The following is a 17,194-nucleotide window of genomic DNA, read 5'->3' as shown; positions in this document are numbered from 1 at the left end:
TATCACCTCTTTTTTTCTTCAGCCACAACGCATTAACGGAGATCTAAAATGGCATTGAACAGTGTCGATGCCGTCTGGATAACACGGGCATTTGCCAAATAATATTGCTGCAAACGTTGCAGTTCGCCGTATTCTTCATCCATATTGACGCCAGAAACAGACTCGCGAGTTTTATGAAGTTCATCGACGATGACCTTCTGAGCCTCTACATTGTGTTTAGCGCTACTGGCTTTGCTGCCCACGGTACTGGCCAGCGAAGCATAGGCATCCGTAAAGGTATTTTTACCCTCAACCAGCTTTGCTTTTTGCAGGAGAGTGAATTTCTGCGCATTGGTGTTATTACTGGGGCCTGAACCTTTGGTACCAGACATTGCCAGTTGGGCGGAATCTGTAATCTTGACTTCCAGTGCGGCGATGACGCTACTGACCGTTTTCAGGGTGTAGCGATCATTTTCCTGTGGGTTGGTCGCCTTGATGTTAACTTTCAACCCATCAAATTCCAGCGCATCACCCTTTTTAACCGCAGAGATCATTTCCTTGTCAGCAACACGCTGGACTTTCCAATTTCCACCTTCGTATTCGATGGTGTAGTCACTGGCTTTGACTTTGGTGGTATCGGCATATTCCACAGTCACTTCAGCCGTACCTTTATTGTTGCTGTTGGCAATGGTGTCTGGCTTGGAAAAGCCGAAGAAATCAATCCCTGGTTCATCGTTCAGATCGAAACCCGCGCGCTGAACCTGATTGAATTGATCCGCCATCACTAATCCCAACTGGTTTAATTGATTGCGGGTTGGATCGATGACTTCATTACGCACACGCAATGTGCCGCCCAATTTCCCTTGCGAGATAAAACGCCCATCAATTTCTCTCGTACCCGTACCATTGTTATAACCCAGTGTGATACGGCTGCCGTCTGTACTGGATGGGATCGCTTCCAACCGATGGGATTTGCTGCCCGATACCAGTGACATGCCACCACCAAATGAGACGTTGTAGACGCCCCCATCCTGCTGGGTCATTTCTACTTCAATCAGTTGATTTAACTTACCCAGCACATCGTCACGCTTATCGAGTAAAGCAAGCGGTTCACCGGTTCCCGCGCCACGCATACGAGAAATTTCATCGTTCAGAAAGGCAATTTCTTCTGCATGTTTATTGATTTCTTTGACATGCTTCTCAATTTGGCTATTAATACCCCTGTCCAGATTACGGAGAACTTGATCAGCTTCTTTAAATCGGTTAACCAACCCTTCCGCTTTTCCCCGCACGGTGGTTCTTGCCGCACTGTCTTCGGCATTATTTTCAAGCGTGCTCAGGCTGCTGAAAAAGTCTGCCATAGCGCTGGAAAGGCTGGTTGCCTTATCCGCCAGCAGATTATCAACTTGAGAAATTTCATTATTGTATGTGACTAATTCCGCATATTTGGTTTGTGCCGCATGATGTTGCTGGGTGACAAACTCATTATATTGGCGATTAATGGAATTAACGTGCGCGCCATTGCCGATAAAGCCAACCGGAGACAGGCTGCCGTTATTCTGCGACATGACGGTTGTCTGTCGGTTATACCCTTCAGTTTTAGAGTTGGAAATATTATTACCCACGACACTCATTGCCACCTGTGCAGCATTAATACCGCTCATGGCAGTATTCATAAGACTATTGGACATATGGTGATCCTTTTACGTTTTCGTTATGCCTCCGTCTTGGGAGGTCATGTACTGCTACCGTTATCGGCAAAATCGCCAGATCCTTGAGCTTAAAACAAGTTATCGAAATCATCAGAATAGGCTTTTGCCATTTGATGGCCGGTATTCTTTAACTGCTGGATCAGTGAGACTAATTTTTTGGCATAGCCGGGATCAGTGGCATATCCCGCATCCTGCAAGGAATAAGCGCCCTGCTCTGCCGTCGTTGACCCAGCAACCTTGGCGTAACGGGGGTTTTCCGTCAGGAGCTTGACGTAATCGGTTATCGCTTCCACATAAGAACCATACACCCGGAAACTGTCCTGCATTTTCTTCGGTTCACCCTCAATGTATTCCGTGGTCATGATATGGGTGACCGGCCCTTTCCACTGTTTCCCCGCTTTGATACCAAACAGGTTATGGCTCGGTTGACCTTCCGCCGTCAGAATTTCCCGTTGTCCCCAACCGGATTCCAGCGCCGCCTGTGCAATGATCAATAAATGAGGAATACCGCTTTGCTGGCTTGCCAACTGTGCCGGCAGGGAAAGCATCGAAACAAAGCTGGCACTGTTCATCGGTAAGGGCTTCGGTTGAACGACCCGCCGGGAGAAGGACGAAGACGGATTTTCGGACATGTCGTTCTTAGACATCGCGTCAGGCATAACCCGACGCATAAACGGCTCCAGTGCCTGTTTCGGTAATGTTTGCAGGATTTCATTATCATCCAGCGGCATCGGCACGGCCTCGGCTAATTCACTCGGCACCTGATTAGCACTAGAGAACTGTTTGACGATCATGTCAGCAAAGCCCAGCCCTTTTTGCGAAAGGTCTTGGGCGATTTGTTGATCGTACATCGAAGTATAAAAGCGGGTCTGCTCACTGCTGAGCATGCCATCCTGCGGCAACGAGGAGCGCATGCTTTTCAGCATCATCTGGACGAAGACACCTTCCAGTTGTTGGGCTACTTGCCGTAGCCCTTGTTGTGGTTCCTGTGATAATTTGGCTTTCAGTGAATGCAGTGAATTAACATCATAAGCGGCATTGGACATCGTCAGAAAATCACTCATCAGATAATCTCCAGTTTCGCCCGCAGACAACCGGCGCTCTCCATCGCCTGCAAAATCGACATTAAATCTGTGGGAGTTGCACCCAACGCATTCAACGCACGCACCACTTGCGTCAGATTCGCGCTGGCATTGACTTGTTGCAATGCGCCGCCCTGCTCCTGAATGCCGACGCCGGTATTACGGGTGACGACCGTGCTGCCTCCCGCCAATGGCGTATCGGGCTGATTGACCACCACCTGACGTTCAACGGTCACCGACAAACTACCATGGGCAATCGCACAACTGTCCAACGTGACATTGCGGTTCATCACCACCGATCCGGTACGGGAATTGAAGATCACTTTGGCATCGCCGGCATCCACACGAATAGCCAAATTCTGCACTTGGGCCAGGAATTTCACCTGTTCGCTGTTCTCTGTCGGCAAACGAAGCTGAACCGTGCGGGAGTCCAGCGGAGTCGCCGTTCCCGTGCCTTTCAACCGGTTAACCGCATCACTGATTTGCTGGGCCAGCCCGAAATCATCATCATTCAGTTGCAGGTTTAACGTGCCTTTCTGGCCGAACCGGGTTGACAGTTCACGCTCAATCACCGCCCCATTGGAGATACGGCCGCCCGCAAGCTGATTGATTTTAATACTGTTACCACCGGCACTCGCCCCTGCGCCCCCCACGAGAATATTGCCCTGAGCCAGCGCATAAATTTGATTATCCACCCCTTTCAATGGGGTCATCAGCAGTGTCCCTCCTCGCAAACTCTTGGCATTACCCAACGAGGAAACAACAATGTCAATATTTTGCCCTGCACGCGCAAAAGGGGGCAGCTTGGCTGTGACCATCACGGCAGCGACGTTTTTAAGCTGCATATTCGTCCCAGAGGGGACGGTAATTCCCAACTGCGACAACATATTGCTCAGGCTTTGGGTGGTGAAAGGGGTTTGCATGGTTTGGTCACCCGTTCCATCCAGACCCACCACCAAACCGTAACCAATCAGCGCGTTATCCCTCACGCCTTCAATCGTCGTCAAATCACGAATACGTTCGGCAAAAACCGCCGTCGATGTGAACATACCAGACAGCACCAACAACAGCGTAAAAAGGCTGGCGACTAATTTTTTCATCCCGACCATCCTCTTTTAAAACGGTGAAATATTGATAAAGAAACGTTGCAACCAACCCATGTGCTGCGCTTCATTGATGTAGCCATCACCGACATATTCAATACGGGCATCAGCAACCTGATTGGAACTGACCGTATTGTTGCCCGTGATGGTGCGCGGGTTAACAACGCCGGAGAAACGGATAAACTCTGTCCCCTGATTAATGGCGATCTGTTTTTCCCCCACGACATGCAGGTTGCCATTGGCCAGCAGGTGATCGACGGTCACGGTAATCGTGCCCCTGAAAGTATTGTTGGCATTTGCCCCCCCTTTGCCGCCAAATTCGTTATTGCCTTCCATGCTTAAATCGGTTTTTCCTCCGCCCATCAATCCCTGTAAAAAACGCGGGGTCAAGGTCGCGGTGAAACCGGTTTTCCCGTTGCGGCTGGCGTTGGCTGAGGAGTTTTTGCTCGCGCTGACGTTCTCTTGCAAGATAATCGTCAGCGTATCACCGATATTGCGCGGACGGCGGTCTTCAAACAGGGGTTGATAACCGTAATAGACGGGTTGGACAGTCTGGAAAATAGAACCATTTGGCATTGGCGCAGGCGCTTCGGCGGGTTTTGCGGTTGTTTGCCCTTTCACCAGCGGTTTGTGCGGCATATAGGCACAACCCCCCAGTGCCAGTGCTGACAATGCCAGTACCGCCACAGATATATTGATACGCCACTTATTTCTCTGGTTTTTCCGTAAACCAGTGGAGCCATCAGCCTCATGGTTGTTAGCATGGCTTTCGGCAACGGGCATGGTATCCATCTTCTATGCTCTTAAATTTATCGTGAAAAATCGTGAAAATAGTGGAGGAAGTGATCCCCCCACGATTAATGTCATGGTCAGATAATGATTAGGTTATAACTGAGTCAGTTTTTGCAGCATCTGATCAGAGGTCGATACAGCTTTGCTGTTGATTTCATAGGCTCGCTGAACCTGAATCATATTCACCAACTCTTCTGCCACATTGACGTTAGAGGTTTCAACGTAACCTGAATAGAGCAATCCCGCGCCATTGATGCCCGGTGCGTTTTCCACCGGAACCCCGGAGCTGTTGGTTTCCAGATAGAGGTTTTCACCGACGCTTTCCAAACCGCTTTCGTTGATGAACGTGGTCAGTGTCAGTTGTCCAATTTGTTGAGGCGCTTGCCCCTGCACATTCGCGCTGACGATCCCATCACGGGCAATGCTGATGCTGAGGGCATTGTCTGGAATGATAATCGCAGGCACGACCTGAAAACCGCCGGCGGTCACCAACTGGCCATTTTGATCCTTCTGGAATGAACCATCACGGGTATAACCCGTCGTGCCGTCCGGCATCTGGATCTGGAAGAAGCCCTGCCCCTTGATTGCCACATCCATTTTCTTGGAGGTCTGCACCAAGTTACCCTGACTGTGCAGACGCTCGGTCGCCACGGGACGTACCCCTGTACCGAGCTGCAAGCCTGATGGCAGGCTGGTCTGCTCTGACGACATCGCGCCCGGCTGACGTTCCGTTTGATAGAGCAAATCTTCAAACACTGCGCGCTGGCGTTTAAAACCGTTGGTGTTGACGTTTGCCAAGTTGTTGGCAATGACATCCATATTGGTTTGCTGGGCATCCAACCCAGTCTTGGCAATCCATAAAGATCGGATCATGAAGTTATCTCCCTCGATTAGCCCATAGCGAGAATTTGGTTGGCCCGCTGGGCATTTTCATCGGAACTGTGTATGACTTTCATCTGCATCTCAAAGCGACGCGCGTTGGCGATCATGTTCACCATGCTTGCCACGGGATCCACATTACTGCCTTCCAGTACACCCGGCATGATTTTCACTTCGGTGCTGGCCGCCAGTTCATCGCCCTGCTGTTCCCGCGCCTGTGGCGTTAAATGGAACAAGCCATCATCACCCCGTACCACTTGGCTGGCTTCCGGTTTGACGATTTTCAACTTACCAATCTGACCCAACAAGGTGGGCGGATCGCTGGCAATCAGGGCAGAAATGGCACCATCGCCTGCAATGGTCAGTTCGGCCTGTGGCGGAATATCAATCGGCCCGTTCTCACCCATCAACATGCGCCCCTGCACCATCAGTTGCCCTTCGGGTGAAATCTGGATACTGCCGTTGCGGGTATAGGCTTCCGTCCCATCTTCAAGCTGGACAGCCAAGTAGCCGCCTTGCCCGACCGCCACATCCAACGGGCGGGCGGTATAATTCATTGGCCCCTGACGACTGTCCATGCCGGGGGTGGAAGCAACGGTGAGGGTACGTGTCGGCAGGGTTTCACCTTCAATCGGCACGGCACGCAGTGCGGCAAGTTGGGCTTTAAAGCCGGGTGTTGAGGCATTGGCCAGATTGTTGGTCGTGACCGCCTGATGCTCCAGCGTTTGGCGCGCGGCACCCATCGCGGTATAAATGACGTGATCCATGAAGCTATCCGCCTGAACCTATTAACGCATGCTGACCAGTGTTTGCAGAATTTGATCCTGCGTCTTAATGGTCTGCGCGTTGGATTGATAGTTACGCTGGGCGACGATCATATTGACCAGCTCTTGGCTCATGTCCACGTTAGACGCTTCCAGCGCACCGCTAATCAGCTTGCCGAAGTTGCCTGAACCGGCGATACCGACCACCGGACTGCCGGATGCCCCGGATTCTGCCCAAACGTTATCGCCCTGTGCAGACAAACCTTCCGGGTTGGCAAAGTTTGCCATCACGATCTGACCGAGAACTTGCTTCTGTTCGTTAGAGTAAATGCCGAAAATTTTACCGTCATTTTCGATACGGTAGTTGGTGAAATGACCTGCGGCATAACCATCTTGTGTTAGGCTGGCAATAGAATCCTGTGCAATGTTTTGCTGTTTGCTGCCATTAAAATCAAGAGTGATTGCTGCATCGCCCCCACCGATTGAACCGTTCAACGCTGCCATCTCGAAGGTGAACGCGTTATTCGTGACCGTATTAGGCAACATTTGGCCATTTCCATCAAATGCCACCTCCCCCAATGTGTGGGCTTCAGAACCGGTAGAAAGATCCTTGGCTTGAATTTCCCATTTATTGTCTGCCCTTTTCACGAAGAACACATTGAGATCGTGTTGATTACCCAGACTGTCAAAAACTTGCAGGGATGTACTGTAGTTAAAGCTGTCTTTATTGTTTGGATTAAATGCGTTTTTTGTCTGGTCGACCGCTGAATTCATTGAATTCAGGTTAGCCTTCAACTTAACTTCTTTCGTGGCTTTCGCCCCCAACATATCGGTTGGAATCGAAACCGGCCCCACCGTGCCGCCTTGCTGAACTTCGCCGTTTACCGCCGGATAACCTGTCAGCTTCATGCCCTGCATATTGATCAGGTTACGGTCTGCATCCATTTTGAACTGACCGTTACGGGAATAGAAAATATTGCCGTTGGTATCCTGCATGCGGAAAAAACCGCCTTGTGTGATAGCCATATCCAACTGGCGGTTAGTCGTGGTGGTTGAACCGTCTTTAAAGTTCTGCACCAGACCCGAAACCTTAACCCCCAAACCCACGTCTGAACCGCTGAAAACATCCGCAAAGGTCGCGGAACTGGATTTAAAACCAAATGTTGCTGAGTTTGAAATGTTATTACCGATAACGTCCAGATTACCCGCAGCGGCATTCAAGCCACTGACCGCTTGTGAAAAAGACATATGTCCTCCGTTTAATTAAAGAAACTGACGTACTTCGTCCATGTTTGCCGTACCCACCAGCCCTAAATCCAATTTAGTGCCCTTTTCCTGCCGCACAATGCCGTTAACCTCGGCATATCTCAGAGGATGTATCAGCAAGGTTTGCTCTTGTTGGCTTGCGGAAACAGTGAAGTGATAAGCGCCCTTTTCCTCTACATGATTACCGTCTGCATCTTTGCCATCCCAGACGAAGCTGTGTACACCCGCCTGCAAAAATTCGCCTGAATGGAGATCTGACTTATTGAATTCCATCTCCCGAACCACGGTGCCATTTTTATTTTTGATGGTGATGTTGACACTATCGGCAGGTCGATCCAGTTCATAGCCGAATGGGGTTGTGCTGATGTCGCCTTGTTCGTTGGCACTCACCAAAATCTCACTGCCATAATCATGGCCGGAAACCATGATCCCCCGGCCAATCAGTGCGACCTTTTGCATCGTCTGATTGTTGTCCATTTGCCCGACAATGGAACCCAACGTTTTATTGAGCTTCTCAATACCCTCAACCGTACTGATCTGCGCAATCTGTGAAGTCAATTCACTGTTTTGCATTGGATTGGTGGGATCTTGGTTTTTAAGTTGTGCAACCAAGATATTCAAGAAGCCATCTTTAATATCACCACTACTTTGCGGTGTTCCGTTGGTCAACCTAGCCAGTTCACTGGCGGCTGAATTATCCAATGGCTCATTAATTAAGGTGGTAATTCCCATAACGAAATTCCTGTTACTGACCCAGCGTCAGGGTTTTCAACATGATGGACTTAGTGGTGTTAAGCACTTCCACGTTCGCCTGATAGCTGCGGGAAGCGGAGATGGTATTGACCATTTCCCCGACCACATCCACATTTGGCATCCGTACATAACCTTTTTCATCGGCCAGCGGGTGACCGGGTTGATACTCAAGGCGGAAAGGTGAAGGGTCGTCCACCACTTCGCTCACGCGGACCCCGCCGATTTCCTGCCCGGCGGGGGCAGCGACGCGGAAAACCACTTGCTTGGCACGATAAGGCTCGCCATCCGGCCCCGCCACGCTATCGGCATTTGCCATATTGCTGGCACTGACGTTCAGTCGCTGAGACTGGGCGGAGAGCGCGGAGCCGGCAATATCAAAAATACTCAGTAGAGACATGCCCATTATCCTTGTGACTGTAGAACTGACATCATGCTTTTGATCTGCGCATTCGTCATCGTCAGTTCGGCCTGATATTTCAGGCTGTTATCGGCAAAATTGCTGCGTTCCATATCCATGTCAACCGTATTGCCATCCATGGACGTCTGGTATGGCACCCGATACAGCAGATCCATTTCCAGACGTTTTTGGGGCTGAACGGGAATATGTCGATCGGAAGTCAAAGCCAGCCCAATGCCATTCCCGGTGACACGACCATGTGCCATAACTTTTTTCAGTTGAGCAGCAAAATCGATATCACGCGCCTGAAAGCCTGGGGTATCCGCATTGGCAATGTTGGCAGACAGTATTTCCTGCCGCTGGTGACGGAGTACCAGCGCTTCTTGTCGAAATTGAAAGGCAGCATCTAATTTATCGAGCATATTCCTCCCCTCGGTTTTGTTGGTGAAATCTGATGGTGTTAAGCTTCAAGCAACTAACAGAATAAACGCAGAAGAAAAAGGTAATTCGAAGAATAGAAACAAATTGGATTGCTATTTATCCCATTAACGGATCATCAATCGCGTTACACTATTTATCTCCAACAGCTAATCTCCGACAGTTGTAATCGCCAACAGATGCTGAATATTTTTTGCAATCATGGTTCGCTAACAGGATTGGGTGGTGAAATGCCTGCATTAAAATTTATCGGGTTGTTTGCCTTTTTCCTTAATCTGTTTTTTGTTTTTGGCAGTGCTTCAGCTTGGGGCAGCAACTTACCACCATTAATCAATGACTATTTCAGGCAGATCCATCACACACCGAGTCACCAAGTCTCCGTGGAAATCAAAACGCCTGAACAACAATGGCCGACTTGTGAACTGCCTGAAATACACCCGTTAATCAGCAATAAAAATTGGGGTAACCTTTCCATTCCTGTGACTTGTGGCCAACAACGCCGTTTTATTCAGGTCTACGTCAATGTTATCGGCCCTTATTGGGTTGCTAAGCGGGCAATTAACCGCAATGTCCCCCTGACAGAAAAAGATCTTCAAATAAAAACGGGGTCCTTGGATAAGTTGCCAAACGACATAATCCGTAACAGAAAGGCCATACAAAATGGTATTGCGATCCGCAACATACCTGCCGGACAATTTATGACACGCAATATGATCCGCCGTCCGTGGGCCATTAAAGCCGGACAAAATGTGGTTGTTATCGTCGATGGGCACCATTTTCAGGTACGTTACGAAGGAAAAGCGATTAACAACGCCGCCAGTTTTGATAATATTCGTGTCCGCCTGAATTCCGGGCAGATTATTACGGGTGAAGCCCAGGAAAATGGCAGTGTAAAAATGATGTTATAAATGGCTAAAGTTTTATTTCTTCACGCCGATATAACCAACAGACTATGATTTACAGGCATGCCAGCGGTATATCGCCTGCTACCTAAGACAAATAGATAATGCCTGATTAAGGATTACGATTATGAGTATTGAACGCACTCAACCTCTACTGGCCATGGCTGCTTTGCAACAACGCAATGCTAATGAAGGTGCTCAGGGCACTCGCAGAACAGTGGCTGTCGCAGAAAAAAGCGCCGATACACAAGTTAAATTGAGCGAGGCGCAGAAAAAACTCGTCCAGCCAAGTAGCCAAGATATTAATATCCAGAAAGTACAACAATTGAAAGAAGCCATTGCAAAGGGAACCCTAACGATGGACAGCGGTAAAATTGCTGATGCCCTATTCAGGGAGGCCCTTGAAAACATGGAATATGATAAATAAACTATCAAAATAACAAAGAGCCATAAATGAAAGAACTTCAACTCTTGCTTGAACAGCAAAACGCGCACTTAAATTCACTTTCGCAAACTATGGCAGAAGAACAGCGCATATTGAGCGAAGGCTCTATTGAAGCCAATCATTTACATCGCGTGACGGAACAAAAGACATTTTTACTTTCAGCACTCAACCACGCTGAACGGAAACGCCAACAATTAAATGAAACGCTGAAAATAAGCGCGCCTTATGCTGGCTATGACATATTAGCCGTACTATGGAGTCGAATTAATCAATCTGCTGAACGTATCCGTGATTTAAATTCGCATAATGGATTCCTGTTGGATCAGCATATTGAATTGAACAGTAAAGCCATCGCTTTTCTAAAAAGTCACCACAGCCCTTCTTTTTATGGTGCGGACGGGCAAGCCCGTCATAATTCAACGCTATCAGGCCACAAGATCAGCGTTTGATGATTCGTTTGCTGCCCAAGCAGTAAGCTTTACAGACCTCTTGGTTTATTGGCGATGATAAGGGGTCTGTTTCTGTGTATTTGTCATTTCCTTTTTTATGAAAAGAGAATGATTCTCATTATAATGTTTTTCAAATCGTGATATCCCAAATTGAAATACCCCGCCACCAATATTCAAATCAAATTTAGGACAGCAATAAAAATGACTAAATATTTATCAAGTCATTCTCCTTTAATTGATGAATAAAATAAGCCTCAAATATTTTGCAAGATAATCCCTGATATTAACCTATATTATTCATAACTCATGGTGAATGTCGCTGTCGCATTGACGATCCCTTCCTTAACAGGACCATATCGATAATAACGTGCTTTTAAAGGAATATTGACCGGCCCTTCTGCTACCGTTTTGCTATATTCAATTTTTTGACCAAGAGGAATTGGGGTTGCTTTCCTGCCATCCAAAATTTGAATACCAACACCACTGGCCGCATTGGGATTCGGATTCAGTTTGATAATTCCCCTTTGGGGATCATGAGCGCCTTGAGAACCCGCCTGCAAACGCATGTTGACTTTAATACGTTCGTTACAATTTAAAGGGATATCAAATGCCTTTTCCGCCGCAGTAGAATCCACTTTAGGTAACTGCATACTGGTTATCGATTCTAATGCGACCGGAATTGGATTGTTATCAAAGGTACAAGATCGTGATTCAACCACGATATTGCCGGTACTGAACTGCCCGACTTCGATAAATTTGCCCAAACCCGTTCCACCCTGATTGCGTAAATTTACCGTCGCGGTTGCCACAAGCTGGGGAGGATACTGCCCCGGTTTAACTTGGCCGACACGGTAAAATATCAGGGCAATGCCAACACTCATTCTTCCGCCATGATCCCGCAATACAATCGTTTTAAGTACCCTACTATTATTCTCTCCCCGTACATATTTTCTATCGTGAGGATCTCCGGTCAACCCTCTGATTGCATAGCCAACGCCACTATTGCCCAAAAGGAAAATTTTCCTGCCATTGATCGTTGTTGACGGCACACCATATGCTTTGATCCCCAGGACCGCTTCCGTTTTGTCCAGCGATTTCCCTTGACAAGTAATGACCGGCCCTGCATCCAGCCTCAATCGATTATCCGATTTTTCCAGTTCTTGACCGACAGGCACATCGACCGGAAGTGATATCTTATAGGCTTTCAATGTTTGCAGGGGGGCGCTACAAGAGACATCAGCATACGCATGTCCCAGGCAGGGGGAAAAAAATAAGGGTACAAACAGTAACCATGATGGAATAGAGATATTCATGAGTAATCCGTTATATATTCGTCGCACTTTAAGGTACATGGATGATTTGCCTTTATGGATGACAATCGGTCTTTATTGAAATCACCATCGCGTTACTTTTGGGCAAAAGGAAACGCGTTTTACATTGTTCAGACTGACTACGCCCCCATTGAACAGATAACCAGCCCTGTTCTGGAACACCGCCGAAATACACTTCACCGCCATTGCCCACAATGCCCTGATTTGCGGTCGTAAAGGAATGAGGGGGATTTTCCTCATGTATATTTTCTTCATTTAACGTCGCTATTGCGCCAAAAGGAATGGGTTTGCCCTGATGAGTCAGGGTAAACAGTACCCTGCGGCCGATCCGTGTGTGAAAGTCAGCCACGACCATCGCTCCCTGTGTTGGAATAACCGTCTGGATATTGGCGCCAATCTCCACCCCCTCCGCAAAAGAATCCGGTGACAAAGCGATACGATTACGGTGATAAGGGCTGACATAAGGTAAGACGGCATGACCTTGCCCATCCGTTTCAACACTGTTATAACCCGTCACTTTAACGCCGGTAGCGCCAGATGTTCTGACGAGGACAATGGTTTCGCCCAGCGGTTGTGACCAAGTCAAACCATAACGATGGGCAACTACGCCCCCTTTGAAACCATAACTCATCTGCTGAGTGTCATCACTGTGGTGATATCCGCCAGACAACACCCCATAACGGCCTTTATAGTTAAGATGAATATTACTGCTGGTCCCCTGATCGTTATGACTGTGGCTCTGTTGCAGGGAGTAATTCAGTTTGCCTAAAGCCGTCCCACTCAGCCCGACGGATTGGTTAATATCACCACGACGATTATGATTGATGCTATAAGTTGCCCAGCTCCCCGGCAGCCAACGGTCGAGCGGAACCTGTATATTGAAGGCCAGTTGGTTATCGGCCATTGAGTTATCTGAACTCATGTTTTGGGTGTAATTTTGGGTATAGTTCAGCGTGTAATGGATATCGGAATAATTCACGCTATACCCGACATTCAAACTGCGGGTAGTGCCTTTGCTTCCCCAATCATTCTGTAAATAGCCGGAAAAATAGAGGCTGCCATAATCCGATAATCCTTGGCTCAATGTGAACTGAAATTTATGTTTATTCTGATATGACGGCTCATCATTCACTGCTCTGGCATTGACGTTCTGAAAATCGTAAAAATGCGGTGAAGGATAATAATAACCGGTCAGAGACAAATTCGTCCCCGTCTGTTCAAAGTCCTTGGCATACTGCGCCCGATAGACCCAGCCCCGTTGTTGGCCTTGATTGGCAATATCCGCCTGTGACTGTGTGATATCAAACGCCAGCGCACCCCAGTGACCAAGGCTGTATCCTACGCCAACGGCATACGCCTGATAATTTGCAGACAACAACATACCGCCATACAGCGTTGCGGCATAGGGCAAGCCGTAATAAACCTCATTCTGCATAAAGATGGGCTGTCCGGCATCTGCGCGCGAGTTGCGGTATTCTCCCGCAGTAAAGCGGTATTTGAAGTTCCCCTCCCTCAACATCACCGGAATGGATGAAAATGGCTGAACAAAATGACGTTCACGGCCATCGGCCTCGCGAATGACGACATCCAGATTTCCGCCGGAAGAGGTAGGATAAAGGTCATCAATGACAAAAGCCCCAGGCGGAACATGCGCCTGATAAATGAGGTAACCGTTTTGGCGAATCGTCACCTGTGCGTTACTTTCGGCGATCCCCCGCACCACCGGGGCAAATCCCCGCTGACTATCCGGCAGCATGTTATCATCCGATATCAGGGTGACACCGCGAAAAGCAAATCCGCTAAACAGATCGCCTTGTGTATTCGTCTCACCAATCACCAGTTGGCTCTTTAAGGCATGGATATCACGCTGCAAAGAGGTACTCAGATTTTCCCAACGGGATTTATCGCCGCGATCCCGGCCAAAATTGCGATAATAGGTGGAATAATTCCGTAAGCGCCAGCTTCCCCAATTCAATCCACTACGCAGATTCAGATAGACATTATTCGTCCCAGAATCACTTTTATTCCGAGTATCAACCCCATTAAGGTCATAACTCGCCCATAATGCGGTTCCCCCCTGCTGCCAAAGTGACGAATCAATCGCATCACGGGCTGCCGTTGTCATCGCCGCCTGCGGGATCGTGATCAGTAGCGTTTGCTGACTCAGTTGTAATGATGCACTGGCATAAGGGATCACATCAGATAAATCCGCGAGCTGTTGTTGTGGATTCAAGTCAGGAAAGGCAGATACATTGACTCCCCAATCAATTAATTGCTGAACGGATAAAATGGGTTTAAGTTTTTTTTCAGCGCCGATCACAAACCGGATATCTTGTGTATCCTTGTCCTGACCATTGACACGGATAGTCACCCGATATATTCCTGGCGCACTGCCCCCTTTTTCTGAAAAATAACTTAAATCAGGCGGCGGCGCGGACGGATCATGGATTTCCAGTGCATTTAAGTCAAAGAGTTCACCGGCATGGCCAACGGTCGCGATCACCAACGACACCACCATCATTACCGACAATGCTAACCGCTTACAGGCTGCAAAAAGAATAAAAATCACGACACCCAACACCTTCTGGCTGATAAGTTATTATCTGGGTAATAACGTTTGGTATTGAGGCTCAGTGATACCGCCATAATCATTGATGGCTCGCCAAGTAATGGTATGACCAGAATCTACAGGTAACGGCCATTGCCGGCGGCTGAATGGTGCCACCATGCCCGCTTCCGGGATGACATTATTCCCGTGTTTGATGTCATAAAAAGAGACATAAAAAGGCGTTGGATTTTGCACGACCAATTGCCCGGCTTGCCGGGAAAAAATAAGTTGCTGATAGGCCGTTGCTGCGAGTTGTGCTGTCAATCCTTCCGGACGATAAAAGAGTTTTATCCGGTTTTTCAGCGATACCAACAAACGATTGGTTGCTTCTTTTTTCAGGGCAGGGATAGCCTTAACGTTAAGCCAAAAGACCGATTCCCGATCCCGTGGCAATGTGTCATCTGTCAGAATAATTCGCAGGCGGTTTTCTTGCTCCCGATCCAGGCGAAACAAAGGCGGTGTGACTAAAAATGGCGTTTTGTCACCCGAAGGTTCAGCCGTTGGCGTGTACATATCGGCCCAAGACTGAATAAGATAGACCTCTTCTTTACTGTCATTGATGACGGAAACGGCGACTTCACGTTGCGAGGCTTCATAGATCACACGGGTGCTACTGAGTGCTATTCCGGCATGGGCAGGGGTAGTCAGGAAAACAGGCAGAAAAAATAACCATCCAATCAAAAAGTATTTTGACATAGTGATAGCTAATCCTTACATAAATTCAAAATAAAGGATATTCCCACCCAACGAGGGTGGGAATATGGCAAGCGCGATAAAAAAGAAAATAAAAATGTAAGGCGTTAATTGTATTCTACGGTAAAGCCGGTATAAGCCTGCACTGGACCAGATGTAATATTTTCTGGCGTTTTTGTCGCCACATATTTAGCAGTAAATGTCAATGACTTAGTTGTATCTCCAGAAGTTAAGGTATCAACTTCTACAGGTGCATTTCCTATTTGAATTAGTGAGTTATCTTTTTTCTTGTAAATACCAATACCCACGCCCAATGAAGGTGCACTCGCTGCGATATTCTTCAGAACCTTTGCATTATCGTTATCTGATATACCCGTGAATTTGATCTTTACTGAAGAACTATTTTTTGATTGGACACTGCATTTACTCAACAAAATATCAAAATCAGTGTCACCTTTAGCATCACCTACGTTTTTAAAATCACCCACACCAACATCAGGCATATTGACATTACCATTACCACTCGCAACCGCAGTCGAACATGTTCCTTTCGTCACTTTACCGCTAAATTTAATATTACCAGTATTATTCATGGCAAATGCGGAAACAACCATAGCACCCCAGATTGCCACAATGGTCATTAATTTTATTAATAACTTCATTTTTTGATTCCATTTATATGATGCGTGTAAAATCCATCGAAATAAAAATACTTTTCGATAAAAAACCAGAAATACTAACAATAAATCCAATACATTCTATTTTTAATAGTTAATAACTATAATCCCCTGCCGTCAGGTATATTTATTTATATACACATTTCATCCAAATATCCGTTTAATAATTTTTTATTTTTCCTTCAACACTGATAGTCGTATAGGCATAAAAACTAACAACACCGCCTTTGATTAAAAAGCGGTCATTTCGTTATAAATATGTTATTTAGGTACTATGGAGAGAGAATATTCCGATCTGAAAAACATAAAAGCGGCCTCCATACCCCATATTATTATAGTAAATTTTACTTATATCAATAGATTATATGATCCAGAATCATAAAATCCATATTATCAAGGGCGCAAAGATACACTAACTCATTTTGTCATTAAAATTGTTATTAACTATTTATTAGAGCAAATTGATAGGTTAAAACTATCAAATGCCTTATTTCGATCGCCCTATACTGTCAATTACACAAGGTCTTGATTTTCAGCTCAAATAATAAGCGCATTGATGGATCTAAAATTCATTCAGAATCACTCAAAAATGAATTTTTACTTTTCCGTCACAATACTCTTCTAATTGTTTTAATATACTGATAATTATATTATTAATTATTGGCATAAATAGTTATCCATTTATTTAAGCCTTATTCCTATTAAATACTCCATAATGATTATTATTTATTGACAAACTGAATTTATAACCAAAATAAAAAATCGGCCATTCTATATTCACGCAAAGAATAGTTAACGTTTATCTCATTGATTTTATTTATGGGTGTAACCCAACCCGAGCGGTTCCTTGCCTCTTCGCAGCGCGAGGAGGCATAAGTCAGAATGCGCTTTAAATGCGTTCCAGAGGAAATGAAAAACGACCTG

17 protein-coding genes are annotated in these 17,194 nt (G+C 46.8%); 3 read left to right on the top strand and 14 right to left on the bottom strand.

From position 1 onward, the window contains the following. Positions 1-32 precede the first annotated feature (32 nt). The 10 genes from flgK to flgB form a co-directional block, all read right to left on the bottom strand. A complete protein-coding gene (gene flgK, locus PSI17_RS03425; RefSeq protein WP_273550618.1) occupies positions 33-1,670 on the bottom strand; it encodes a flagellar hook-associated protein FlgK in 1,638 nt (545 codons plus the stop codon). Positions 1,671-1,759: 89 nt separating this feature from the next. Further along, complete coding sequence (gene flgJ / locus PSI17_RS03420; RefSeq protein WP_273550649.1) at positions 1,760-2,758, bottom strand: flagellar assembly peptidoglycan hydrolase FlgJ; 999 nt, start codon at positions 2,756-2,758, stop codon at positions 1,760-1,762. Continuing rightward, positions 2,755-3,873: a flagellar basal body P-ring protein FlgI gene (locus tag PSI17_RS03415; protein WP_273550617.1), complete on the bottom strand. Its 1,119-nt coding sequence runs from the start codon at positions 3,871-3,873 to the stop codon at positions 2,755-2,757. The genes flgJ and PSI17_RS03415 overlap by 4 nt, the downstream gene beginning before the upstream one ends. Before the next feature lie 15 nt (positions 3,874-3,888). After that, positions 3,889-4,668, bottom strand: a complete 780-nt coding sequence (locus tag PSI17_RS03410) for a flagellar basal body L-ring protein FlgH (protein WP_273550616.1) — start codon at positions 4,666-4,668, stop codon at positions 3,889-3,891. 93 nt (positions 4,669-4,761) lie between these two features. Continuing rightward, positions 4,762-5,541, bottom strand: a complete 780-nt coding sequence (gene flgG / locus PSI17_RS03405) for a flagellar basal-body rod protein FlgG (protein ID WP_273550615.1) — start codon at positions 5,539-5,541, stop codon at positions 4,762-4,764. A gap of 17 nt (positions 5,542-5,558) precedes the next feature. Beyond that, positions 5,559-6,314 carry a flagellar basal body rod protein FlgF gene (locus PSI17_RS03400; RefSeq protein WP_273550614.1) on the bottom strand — a complete coding sequence of 252 codons (756 nt, stop codon included), beginning with the start codon at positions 6,312-6,314 and terminating at the stop codon, positions 5,559-5,561. 21 nt (positions 6,315-6,335) lie between these two features. Further along, positions 6,336-7,559, bottom strand: a complete 1,224-nt coding sequence (gene flgE, locus PSI17_RS03395; protein WP_273550613.1) for a flagellar hook protein FlgE — start codon at positions 7,557-7,559, stop codon at positions 6,336-6,338. Positions 7,560-7,574: 15 nt separating this feature from the next. Continuing rightward, complete coding sequence (locus PSI17_RS03390; RefSeq protein WP_273550612.1) at positions 7,575-8,309, bottom strand: flagellar hook assembly protein FlgD; 735 nt, start codon at positions 8,307-8,309, stop codon at positions 7,575-7,577. A 13-nt stretch (positions 8,310-8,322) separates the two neighbouring features. Further along, entirely contained in the window at positions 8,323-8,727 is a 405-nt protein-coding gene (gene flgC, locus PSI17_RS03385) for a flagellar basal body rod protein FlgC (protein WP_273550611.1), read from the bottom strand. Between the two features lie 5 nt (positions 8,728-8,732). After that, a complete protein-coding gene (flgB, locus tag PSI17_RS03380) occupies positions 8,733-9,149 on the bottom strand; it encodes a flagellar basal body rod protein FlgB (protein ID WP_273550610.1) in 417 nt (138 codons plus the stop codon). Positions 9,150-9,395: 246 nt separating this feature from the next. Here flgB and flgA point away from each other — a divergent pair, with 246 nt between their 5' ends. The 3 genes from flgA to PSI17_RS03365 all read left to right on the top strand — a co-directional run bounded on the left by flgA (position 9,396) and on the right by PSI17_RS03365 (position 10,961). Continuing rightward, the gene (gene flgA, locus PSI17_RS03375; protein WP_273550609.1) at positions 9,396-10,073 is read left to right on the top strand and encodes a flagellar basal body P-ring formation chaperone FlgA; all 678 of its coding nucleotides are present in this window, start codon (positions 9,396-9,398) and stop codon (positions 10,071-10,073) included. Positions 10,074-10,194: 121 nt separating this feature from the next. Beyond that, complete coding sequence (gene flgM / locus PSI17_RS03370; RefSeq protein ID WP_273550608.1) at positions 10,195-10,494, top strand: flagellar biosynthesis anti-sigma factor FlgM; 300 nt, start codon at positions 10,195-10,197, stop codon at positions 10,492-10,494. A 26-nt stretch (positions 10,495-10,520) separates the two neighbouring features. Beyond that, a complete protein-coding gene (locus PSI17_RS03365; RefSeq protein WP_273550607.1) occupies positions 10,521-10,961 on the top strand; it encodes a flagella synthesis protein FlgN in 441 nt (146 codons plus the stop codon). Positions 10,962-11,254: 293 nt separating this feature from the next. Here the strand turns inward: PSI17_RS03365 and PSI17_RS03360 are convergent, their stop codons facing one another. From PSI17_RS03360 to PSI17_RS03345, 4 genes are all read right to left on the bottom strand, one after another. Next, the gene (locus PSI17_RS03360) at positions 11,255-12,274 is read right to left on the bottom strand and encodes a fimbrial protein (RefSeq protein WP_273550606.1); all 1,020 of its coding nucleotides are present in this window, start codon (positions 12,272-12,274) and stop codon (positions 11,255-11,257) included. A gap of 52 nt (positions 12,275-12,326) precedes the next feature. Next, on the bottom strand, positions 12,327-14,861 hold the full coding sequence (locus PSI17_RS03355; RefSeq protein WP_273550605.1) for a fimbria/pilus outer membrane usher protein: 2,535 nt from the start codon (positions 14,859-14,861) through the stop codon (positions 12,327-12,329). A 30-nt stretch (positions 14,862-14,891) separates the two neighbouring features. Beyond that, positions 14,892-15,596, bottom strand: a complete 705-nt coding sequence (locus PSI17_RS03350; RefSeq protein ID WP_273550604.1) for a fimbrial biogenesis chaperone — start codon at positions 15,594-15,596, stop codon at positions 14,892-14,894. A 104-nt stretch (positions 15,597-15,700) separates the two neighbouring features. After that, positions 15,701-16,255 (bottom strand): fimbrial protein, encoded by a 555-nt coding sequence (locus PSI17_RS03345; RefSeq protein WP_273550603.1) that lies wholly within the window; start codon positions 16,253-16,255, stop codon positions 15,701-15,703. Positions 16,256-17,194 lie beyond the last annotated feature (939 nt).

The sequence above is a fragment of the Xenorhabdus sp. IM139775 genome (assembly GCF_028598745.1).
In the GTDB taxonomy this organism is placed as follows: domain Bacteria; phylum Pseudomonadota; class Gammaproteobacteria; order Enterobacterales; family Enterobacteriaceae; genus Xenorhabdus.
This window is presented reverse-complemented; position numbering and strand designations above follow the sequence as displayed.

Coding starts and splice junctions, on each gene's coding strand:
- flgK (WP_273550618.1), bottom strand. CDS start 1,670: ATGTCCAATAGTCTTATGAATACTGCCATGAGCGGTATTAATGCTGCA.
- PSI17_RS03415 (WP_273550617.1), bottom strand. CDS start 3,873: ATGAAAAAATTAGTCGCCAGCCTTTTTACGCTGTTGTTGGTGCTGTCT.
- PSI17_RS03410 (WP_273550616.1), bottom strand. CDS start 4,668: ATGGATACCATGCCCGTTGCCGAAAGCCATGCTAACAACCATGAGGCT.
- flgG (WP_273550615.1), bottom strand. CDS start 5,541: ATGATCCGATCTTTATGGATTGCCAAGACTGGGTTGGATGCCCAGCAA.
- PSI17_RS03400 (WP_273550614.1), bottom strand. CDS start 6,314: ATGGATCACGTCATTTATACCGCGATGGGTGCCGCGCGCCAAACGCTG.
- flgE (WP_273550613.1), bottom strand. CDS start 7,559: ATGTCTTTTTCACAAGCGGTCAGTGGCTTGAATGCCGCTGCGGGTAAT.
- PSI17_RS03390 (WP_273550612.1), bottom strand. CDS start 8,309: ATGGGAATTACCACCTTAATTAATGAGCCATTGGATAATTCAGCCGCC.
- flgC (WP_273550611.1), bottom strand. CDS start 8,727: ATGTCTCTACTGAGTATTTTTGATATTGCCGGCTCCGCGCTCTCCGCC.
- flgB (WP_273550610.1), bottom strand. CDS start 9,149: ATGCTCGATAAATTAGATGCTGCCTTTCAATTTCGACAAGAAGCGCTG.
- flgA (WP_273550609.1), top strand. CDS start 9,396: ATGCCTGCATTAAAATTTATCGGGTTGTTTGCCTTTTTCCTTAATCTG.
- flgM (WP_273550608.1), top strand. CDS start 10,195: ATGAGTATTGAACGCACTCAACCTCTACTGGCCATGGCTGCTTTGCAA.
- PSI17_RS03365 (WP_273550607.1), top strand. CDS start 10,521: ATGAAAGAACTTCAACTCTTGCTTGAACAGCAAAACGCGCACTTAAAT.
- PSI17_RS03360 (WP_273550606.1), bottom strand. CDS start 12,274: ATGAATATCTCTATTCCATCATGGTTACTGTTTGTACCCTTATTTTTT.
- PSI17_RS03350 (WP_273550604.1), bottom strand. CDS start 15,596: ATGTCAAAATACTTTTTGATTGGATGGTTATTTTTTCTGCCTGTTTTC.
- PSI17_RS03345 (WP_273550603.1), bottom strand. CDS start 16,255: ATGAAGTTATTAATAAAATTAATGACCATTGTGGCAATCTGGGGTGCT.